Below are 8,952 nucleotides of genomic sequence, written 5' to 3'. Positions count from 1 at the left end.
AAACCCTTGGTGTACAGAAGGTTGATCAGTGTTGTGGTGCTGTAGCCGGGTCCACCGCCGGTCATCACGTATGTCTGTGTGAATACCTGAAAGGATCCTATGAGCTGTGTCACTAGGATGAAGAAAGTCGTGGGCTTGAGGAGCGGGAGAGTTATATGTATTAGTCGCTGCCATGGGGAGGCCCCGTCGATGCTCGAGGCTTCGTATATTTCGACTGGAATACCCTGCAGACCCGCGAGGTATATGAGCATACAGTACCCCATGTCCTTCCATATGCTCATGATCACCACAGAGGCCATCGCGTACCTCGAGTCTGCAAGCCAGCCCCTCGGCGCTGAGCCGAACAACCGCAAGAACTGATTGGCGAGTCCACCTTCGCCGGCGTTGAAAATAAGAAGCCATATGATTGAGGCGGCCACCATCGACGTCACCACAGGCAAGAAATAGCACGTGCGGAAGAAGTTTTTGGCTTTGAGCGCTCGCTGATCCAGAAGCAAGGCAACGATGAGCCCGATGGTCATCTTCCCAGGGACCGTCCCAAGGGTGTACCTGGCTGTGTTCGCGAGGGCCACGTGGAAGATGCGGTCATGTAGGAGCGAAACATAGTTTCTGAGTCCGACGAAGCGGGGAGCGCGCATGGACAGGATGCTGTAATCGAACATCCCAAGGTAGAAAGCCCAAATCACGGGCACGAATATGAAGACCAGAAAAACCATGTAGGCGGGCGCCAAGAACGAATAGGCCTCAAGCAGCGAGCGAATCTTAGATGACTTCCGACGCCGGACAGGCCCCACGGTGAATTCCTCCCCAGTTCGGTGTGGGCCGGGCGGTCGAGCGAGACCGCCCGGCGGTGCCGATGGATGATTACGGCCTTCCGAGCTCCTCCTGGAGCTGCTTCTGCGCGTCGTTCATCGCCTGCTGGACAGTCTTCTTGCCCTCAAGCGCCTCCTGCGTCTCAGTTCGCACAATCCGGCTTATGGCCGATGATTTTGGCGTCCTGAAGTAGAAGTACCCTCCGATCTCGAGCTGCTTTATGAACGCCTGCCGCAGAGGAGTCTGAAAACCCGGGTGGTCGGCCAGGGATCTCCGGGCCGGGGAGAACCCTGACACGAGGCAGTATTGTGCCATGGACTCAGGCGAGACCATGAAGTCGATGAACTTCCACGCCGCGTCTTTGTTCTTGGACTTGCTCGAAAGGCCTATGACATCGGTCCCCGCGAACGCTGCGTGTTGTTTCCTGTGCGGCAGGAGGCCGATGCCGAACTTGCCTTTGAGGGATGGTTCCTTGTCGAAGTTGATGGCGGTATCCTCGCAATCGAAGAACATCGCCACTTTTCCCTCAGCGAACATCTTCTGGATCTCGTTGAGCAGAATTGTGGAGATGCCCGGAGGCGAGACCTTGTGCACCCTGACCAGATCCACATAGAACTGCATCGCTTCCAGAACTTCAGGGCTGTTGGCCGTCGCCAACATCCTGTCTTCGTCCACGAAGTTTCCGCCGTTCTGTATGACGAACGGCTGGTACTGCGACACGTACCTGCCTGAGGTGCCGAACCCGTACTGGTCGATGATGCCGTCGCCGTTGAGATCCTTGGTGAGCCGCTTGGCATAGGACAGGAACTCCTCCCAGGTCCAGCTAGTAGTGGGTTCGGGAATCCCCTCCGCAGCCAGTAGGTCGCGCCTATAGAACAGTGCTCTCACTGAGCCGAACCAGGGGAGCGCGACGAGCTTCCCGTTGCACGTGGAATTCGCAATGAACTGTGGGAAGAAGTCGTTCCTGGTTTCATTGGAGATGTAACGGTCCAGAGGCTCGAGCACCCCAGCTCCTGCCAGGACGTGCTCAAAGGGGCTGCCCATCGTGAAAACATCTGCGAGCGTGCCGCCGACTGCGGCTGTCTGATACTTCATGTGCGGGTCCTCAGCCCACGGAATCACCTGGAATCTCACTGCGATATTGGGGTTCTTGGCCTCGAACTCGGTAATCAGCCTGCGGACCAGCGGGATGGAGTCATCCGTGCCGCCAGCCATCCAGAACGTGATGGTGGTCTTCTGCTGGGCGCCCGCAACCGTGGACAGTGTGACGGCTAGCAGGAACATGAGCGCCATCGCTGATAGAAGCCTCAGTCTTCCGAATCCTGTCATACTCATGATTCCTCCTTCACATCATTTGGTAAGTACTGTCTGTCTGACCGTCTGCGCCACCTTTCTCAATAGACTTCAGTCATCACCCCCTACAGATTGCGCGCTTCTTGGCGAACTTGGCTGCCCACTGCCGATCATACTCATCTCCTCCGTCGAGGTTAGCAGACACGAACACGGGCGGTTCTGCTCCAAGCGCCACGAGTCTTTCCACCACTTCGGCAACGAGAGTGTTTATTATCGCCGCACCCGTCACTGTTGAAGTAGGACATATGTGCGTCCGGGAAGAGCCAATAGAGAGAATGGCGTCTCCAACGACGCCGCAGTTGTCGATGACGATGTCGGCAACCTCATACAGACGTTTGCCGCTCGAATGCCGGGACGGAACGCTCCGCGAATGGGCGAGAGAAGTCAGAGCAACGACAGTGATGCCGCGGGCGATCCCTGCAACCGCCATCTCAACGGGCACCGCGTTTCGTCCCGAATTCGAGATGACGATGAGAACGTCACCCTCCTCTATGCCGCTGTGGTCCAGGATTATTTCCGCATATCCTTCCAGCCGTTCCATGTCTGTAGCCTTGAACGGACCGTCGTGCAGCATCAGTGCCGGCTCGAGAATCGCGTTCACCGGGACAAGCCCGCCCGCACGGTAGAACGCCTCCTCTGCGAGGAGGTGAGAGTGGCCTGTGCCGAAGAGATGTAGAGTTCCCCCTTTGTTTATGGAGTCTGCTATGACGGACGCTGCACGACTGATTGCTTCGGACTGCGTCTGTTCAATGGTTGTAAGTAGTTCTTTGAGATGATCCAGATAAGTACGACCTAACATGTAGTGCACATCCCTTTGATGGACAATCTCCTGACTGCTTCTTCTAGAGCGTCTGCGGCCTGGGGCCCAAACTCGCTCATGATCTCCTCATAATTCGGATCCGCCTCCGGAAGGGTTCCCATCACATAACCGACATGTCCGTTTGCGTATCCAATCAGGCAGATACGCTCTGGCGGGATGCCTCGGGCGGAGGCCGCGCAGCGCTTCAGCCGCTCACCCAGGGACTCTGAGATCTCACCCGGGAGGAACAGGAGCGTGGCCGGCCCCACATCGGCGATGTAGAGGTCAGCGGGGACCGGTTCCAGCGCCGCGGATCCGGCTCTCCGCACCCGGTTTGACACAATTTCCCACGCCGCTTGGAGATCCAATGCGGCCTTGACTGCTCCGGCTCTCTTCTGGGCCGAGCCTGACTTGGATGCCTTCTTGATGGCTCTTTCTGCGGCGCAGCGGGCATTGTTCAGTGCTGTGCTCACGAGATGCGCAGGGGGGAGGGGACGCCGAGGAAGCAGAGCACGGCAGTGTTCCAGGCGGGCTTGAACACCGGACTGGAAAGCCAAAGCGCCTGCCGCTCTTTTGGCTATCTCGCCTACTATTCGCCCAAGTCTGCTGGCCTCCGCAAACGACTGCTCACGCCGAGTGCAGCGGGTGCTCACGTCGGCTGCAGCTCCGTTGGCGAAGAGAACCGTCGTGCAACCCAGCCCCTTGTCCTGCTGCAGCGTGTCTACTGCATAGCCCGGCCAGTCTCTGGATAACAGTAGGTTATCCGGCCCAAGAACTGTGGGGTGGCACGCGAAATTGAGTAGGTAGCCGAGGGGTGATCCACCCTCTGAACGGTATGCAAGCACTCCGAGTACACCGGTGACAGGGCCTGCGTGGCCACCGGCACCCGAACGCCGGCCTGAGACTCCTTCCACATGCGCTGTTGTGTACCCGCTGACACATGGCTGGCGAGACGCCCATGCTGCCCGTGCTGCAATTCCTGCTGCCCGCGCAATCTCGCTGACGAGACAAGGGTCCACATCGCCCCTGTCGGGGAAGATGCGTCCCGGGCCAGAGTGGGTGTGTGTGGCGAAAACCATGATCCTACTGGGGGGGATACTAGTTTCCTCGGAGACTCGGCACCTGACCTCAGCCGAGAGACCGTAGTCGACGGACAGAATGTCGAGGCTCACAAGTGCGAGCCGCTCACCGGCATCGATGGTAAGGACTCTGGCACAGAGCCTGTCGTGCGTTCCCGACGAAACCCCGGCTCTAGCCCAGTACCCGGCCATAGGCACGCCAGTAGTAAACGGTATGGGCTGAGTTGCAGATCCAACAGATGCCATTTACGTATCTCCCACAGTCAATACTTCTTGTTCTTGACTGTCTCGCCAGTCCGCTCGATGAAGGAGATCGCTCGGTCGTATATGCGGAGAGAGACCCCGACGAAGAGGGCATCCACCACACTCAGCTGAGCCATCATCGAGGGCATCCCGCCACTGCCGAATGGGGTCTCCTCCGAGGCTGTTCGAAGCAGGATATCCGCCAGCTTACCGACGGGCGACCGGGCACGGTTGACGATGCAGATGACACACGCGCCGCGAGATCTTGCCAAAGTGAGAACGTCCACAACGTCCTTGGTGGAGCCTGAGTGAGAGAACCCGATTGCCGCGTCCTTCTCTGTGATCAGAGCCGTTGAGATTGCCTGCATGTGGGGATCGACGTAGAAATTGGCATGAACGCCGACCCTGAGGAGTTTGTAGTAGGCGTCCTGAGCGGCCAGTGCAGAGGTGCCCACGCCGTAAAGGTAAACCTGTTCTGCGCCGACGATGGCCTCTACCGCCCGTTCGAGGGCATCATTGCTCAGAACGTCCAGAGTGTCACTGATCGCCTGCATGTTCGCCTGAAACGCTTTTCGAACGGCGACTGCCAGTGTGTCGGTAGGTTGAATGTCTTCATGTATGTTCTTATGTGGAGAAACCAGTTCACGGGCGAGAGCTATCTTGAGTTCCTGGTACCCGCTGTACCCCAGGTTGTTGCACACCCGTATGATCGTGGCATCGCTGGTCCCTGTTGCTGCTGAGAGTTCGGTTATGGATTGGTATATGACCTTGTCCCCATGTTCGAGAATATAGGATGCAACTTTCTGCTCAGCCGGCCTGAACCCACTGAACATCCTGCGGACTTTGGCCAGACAACTGGAGGAAAGGGATAGGGCCTCGGCTGCACTGATGCTCTGGCCAACCTCTGCCACGAAAACGCACCTCCTGTTTGCTGGGCTGGACCATCAAGACTGCCATATGGAGCTAATCTTCATGGACACTGCTATTGTCGAGGAGTGATTCTACATCAGGTGGAGAATTCCTCCTTGTTCATAGCAGAATTCCAAGAGATTCTCTCCGAACCAGGCGCCGAAGAGGGGCTCTGGCGCCTGAGTGCCGCGTATGAATGGTGAAGAGATGGCCGAAGTCTGGATGTGGAGGCCCACTGGATGTGGAAGGAGTTGGGGATATCTATCGTGACTGCCGGGGACGTCCCTGACCTAGGGAACGGGCGCAAGCGGAATCCTCTTCTGATCCATTCCGCAAGCGCCCATGGGAAATTTCGATTAGGTTACTGCAGGCACAACCGTCACTTGCCCGCCTTGGCGCGCACCAGGTCCATGGCTTTCCGCACCAGTTCCACGCGGGCTTTCATCAGGCTCTCTCTTCTCTTTTGTGCCTCCTCCAGCTGCCTCTGGGATGGCTGAGTCTCTGTTCCACGCTGGCTCCCCAGGCCCGCGGCGGCCTGCGTGCCGAGTCCGATCGCCGCCGGATCGAAGTTCAGGTTGTCTATGAAGGACACCTGGTCTCGGGCGAGGATCGAGTCTATCCTGGCCAGGCAATCCTCGACGAACTTCTCGAGGGCGATGCCTTCCGCCACCCGCTTGCGCAGGGTTGCGTCGTCCAAAGTTATCCCCTGGCCCCCGCCCCACCCCTGGCCCCACCCGCCAACTCCGGACCCTCCGCTGGCGGTGCCTGCGGCCGGCAGCGTGGCTTGCTCACCGGCGCCGAGTTCGGTCTGAAGCACGCCGCGGCTTACGAGTTCCTCGAGGATGGGTAGGATCTTCTCAGCCTGTTGACGCGTGAGGTTCACCTTCTTGTTCTTGGACTGTTCCAGTTGAACGAGGCCCTCTACAGTCCAATAGAGGTTGACTCTGTTTTCCGACCGCCTCACGTTCAACTCTCTCAGCTGCTCCTGGGGAGTCTGGGCCGCTTCAGACGGTGGTGAACCAGTCACGGCCAATCCGACCAGACTCACCAGCACGCAACATATAAAGCGGGCAAGGACATGTGTCCGGTTCATCAGACCAACCCTCCCGTGTCTGCTACTGGACAATCAATCGTGCCGAAGCGCCTCGAGCCAGTCGAGGCGCTTCGACTGGCTCGAGGGCAGATGCCTTACTGGCTGGGTAGACTCCGAAGAACAGGCCCACCGCCAGCGAGAACCCACACGCCACAAGGACAGATGAAACTGACACAACAGTAGGCCAGCCAGCCACGCGAGATGCGATCCGGGCTCCTGCCCAGCCGGAGAGGATCCCGAATATGCCTCCCGCGAGGCTCAGGGCCACTGCTTCCAGGAGGAACTGGGCAAGGATGTCTCCGCGTTGCGCGCCGATAGCCTTCCTGATGCCGATCTCCCGCGTCCTTTCGGTCACCGAGACCAGCATTATGTTCATGATCCCGATTCCCCCCACAACCAGGGAGACTGCCGCTATCCCCGCGAGCAACAGGCCCATGGACCTTGTGGTCCCCTCCAGGGTCGAGATGATCTCGCCTTGGTTTCTGACTATGAAACTGTTCTCGTCCTTGAGGGCCGCGAGGAGGATCTCTTCGATCTCAGCCTGAACAGCGGATGCCCGGGAAGCGTCGCCGACGTCAATATAGATGGAACGGAGGGTCTGGTTGCCGAAAAGGCGCGATTGGGCAGTGGTCAAGGGCACAAAGATCTGATCATCCAGGTTGACGAGGCCCGATTGGCCTTTGGCCTCAAGTACCCCGATGACCCGGAACAGGGATGCCCTTATCCTGACTGTCTTCCCTAAAGGATCCTCCTCACCGAAGAGCTCGTTTGCGACCGATGCGCCTAGAATCGCAACTCGCTTCCTCGATGTAAGGTCGTCCTCCTCGAACAGCGTGCCGGAGGCCAGGGTGTAGTTGCGAATTTCGAAGTACTCGGACGTAGTTCCCACGATGCTGACAGTTACACCCGTGGTCCCTGCGGTCACCGCCAAGGATCTTGATGTTTCGGGGGCCATCAGGCGGGGCATCACGGCCTGACTCCTGAGAAGCTCGAATATCTTAGTATCGACGGTCGTGGCGGACCCTTCCGCACCACGGGCGCCAGGTGCCCCACCTCGTGCACGGCCGGGCATCACGATCAGGAGATTCGCGCCCAGCCCCTGAATCCTGCTGGAGACTTGGACGCTGGCACCTTCTCCGATGGCTACCATGATGATCACCGCGGCCACGCCGATGATCACTCCAAGAGAGGTGAGGAAAGACCGCATGGGGTTGGTGCTCAGCCCTTCTGCGGCGATCTTCATGTTGTCCACCACTCTCATGCGGTTTCACCTCCGGCGCGCTCGGCATGATCGGCGCTGCCCGCCTTGGTATCGCTGACAAGCTGCCCGTCGCGGAAGACAAGGCGCCTCTGGGTGTGGGCGGCGATGTCTGGGTTGTGGGTAACCAGCACTATGGTGCGTCCCTCCTGGTTGAACCTGGCCAGGATCTCCATGATCTCCCCGCTGCTCTTCGTATCCAGGTTGCCCGTAGGTTCGTCAGCCAGGATCAGCTTGGGGGAGGTGACGAGGGCACGGGCAATGGCGACTCTCTGCTGTTGCCCCCCAGAGAGCTCGATGGGACGGTGTGACATGCGCTCACCGACCCCCACCGCCTCCAAAACCTCCTTCGCCCTGGCTCTCCTTTCCTTGACCCCGACTCCCGCGTAGACCAGCGGGAGCTCCACGTTCCCGAGAGCGGTGAGCCGGGGCAGGAGGTTGAAGGACTGAAAGACGAAACCGATCTCGCGGTTGCGCACCCTCGCCAGTTCCCGTGTTCCCAGAGTGGACACCTCGCGTCCGGCAAGACGGTATGACCCAGATGTGGGCCGGTCAAGGCAGCCCAGGAGGTTCATCAGTGTCGATTTCCCGGATCCTGACGGCCCCATGATTGCCACGAACTCCCCGGGGGCGATGTGGAAGGTTGCGCCGCGGAGTGCATGCACTTGCACCTTGCCCAGGGTGTATACCTTCGTAAGGTTCTCGACCCGGATCAACGGCCTTACCTCCTCATGAACCCTGGCATCGTCGTCTGGAATGGAGAGAACCCTTGGGGCTGGCGGTTGTTGGGTGATGTCGAGGAACCCTGAGGAACGGACCTGACGTTGTCCGGGAGCAGTATGGTGTCTCCTTCTTCGAGCCCTTCAACGATCTCCACCATTCCTCCGGCTTCTGCCCCTGTGGTGACCCGGCGGTAGGTCGGCTCACCTTCAGTTGGCACCTGTACCGATGGAGCGCCCCTCCTTACTGTGACTGCGGATTTGGGCACTACCAAGACGCCCGAACGGCGCAAGGTGATGATCTCTGCGTCCGCGGTCATGCCAGGGAGGAAGAAGCTCGCGAAATCCAGAAGATCGATGGTTATTGGGTAGGAAGCCACGTCCCCGCCGGCTTTGGCGGTCCCTCCTACGCCGGAGACTCTGCCGCGGAAGACGCGGCCTTCGGCGGCCAGGAACATGATCTCCACGGTCTGCCCGATCTGTATCTGGGTGATGTCGGCTTCGTCGGCGTAGGCGAGCAAAGACCACTGGTCGCTCGCAGCCAACTGGATGAGAGGTTCCTGCCCTGAGCCCGCTGGTATTTCCTCGCCCACCGCGGCGCCGACGGAGAGCACGGTCCCGTCAAACGGGGCGCGTAGTGTGAGCTTCTCCAGGGCGTCCCTGACGTCGGCGAGAGCTTTCTCCGC

The 8,952-nt window shown here is 59.2% G+C and carries 9 protein-coding genes; all 9 read right to left on the bottom strand.

Annotated features, from left to right (window positions below; translation table 11 throughout):
* Window positions 1-794, bottom strand: a 794-nt coding sequence (locus NUW23_05205; GenBank protein ID MCR4425575.1) for a sugar ABC transporter permease, incomplete at its 3' end; no start/stop codon positions are given.
* 70 nt (window positions 795-864) lie between these two features.
* Window positions 865-2,142 carry an ABC transporter substrate-binding protein gene (locus tag NUW23_05200; protein MCR4425574.1) on the bottom strand — a complete coding sequence of 426 codons (1,278 nt, stop codon included), beginning with the start codon at window positions 2,140-2,142 and terminating at the stop codon, window positions 865-867.
* Window positions 2,143-2,224: 82 nt separating this feature from the next.
* Window positions 2,225-2,965 carry an SIS domain-containing protein gene (locus NUW23_05195; protein MCR4425573.1) on the bottom strand — a complete coding sequence of 247 codons (741 nt, stop codon included), beginning with the start codon at window positions 2,963-2,965 and terminating at the stop codon, window positions 2,225-2,227.
* Window positions 2,959-4,290, bottom strand: coding sequence for a hypothetical protein (locus NUW23_05190; protein ID MCR4425572.1), 1,332 nt, complete (start codon window positions 4,288-4,290; stop codon window positions 2,959-2,961). The genes NUW23_05195 and NUW23_05190 overlap by 7 nt, the downstream gene beginning before the upstream one ends.
* Before the next feature lie 17 nt (window positions 4,291-4,307).
* Entirely contained in the window at window positions 4,308-5,198 is an 891-nt protein-coding gene (locus NUW23_05185; GenBank protein MCR4425571.1) for a MurR/RpiR family transcriptional regulator, read from the bottom strand.
* 377 nt (window positions 5,199-5,575) lie between these two features.
* The gene (locus NUW23_05180; protein MCR4425570.1) at window positions 5,576-6,289 is read right to left on the bottom strand and encodes a hypothetical protein; all 714 of its coding nucleotides are present in this window, start codon (window positions 6,287-6,289) and stop codon (window positions 5,576-5,578) included.
* 22 nt (window positions 6,290-6,311) lie between these two features.
* Window positions 6,312-7,550, bottom strand: a complete 1,239-nt coding sequence (locus NUW23_05175) for an ABC transporter permease (GenBank protein ID MCR4425569.1) — start codon at window positions 7,548-7,550, stop codon at window positions 6,312-6,314.
* Window positions 7,547-8,263 (bottom strand): ABC transporter ATP-binding protein, encoded by a 717-nt coding sequence (locus NUW23_05170; GenBank protein MCR4425568.1) that lies wholly within the window; start codon window positions 8,261-8,263, stop codon window positions 7,547-7,549. The genes NUW23_05175 and NUW23_05170 overlap by 4 nt, the downstream gene beginning before the upstream one ends.
* 5 nt (window positions 8,264-8,268) lie before the next feature.
* A partial coding sequence (locus NUW23_05165; protein ID MCR4425567.1) for an HlyD family efflux transporter periplasmic adaptor subunit occupies window positions 8,269-8,952 on the bottom strand: 684 nt, incomplete at its 5' end.

The sequence above is a fragment of the Bacillota bacterium genome (assembly GCA_024655925.1).
Classification (GTDB): Bacteria; Bacillota; DTU025; order DTU025; family JANLFS01; genus JANLFS01.
The sequence above is the reverse complement of the archived record's forward strand: the minus strand, read 5'-3'. Positions and strand labels throughout refer to the sequence as shown.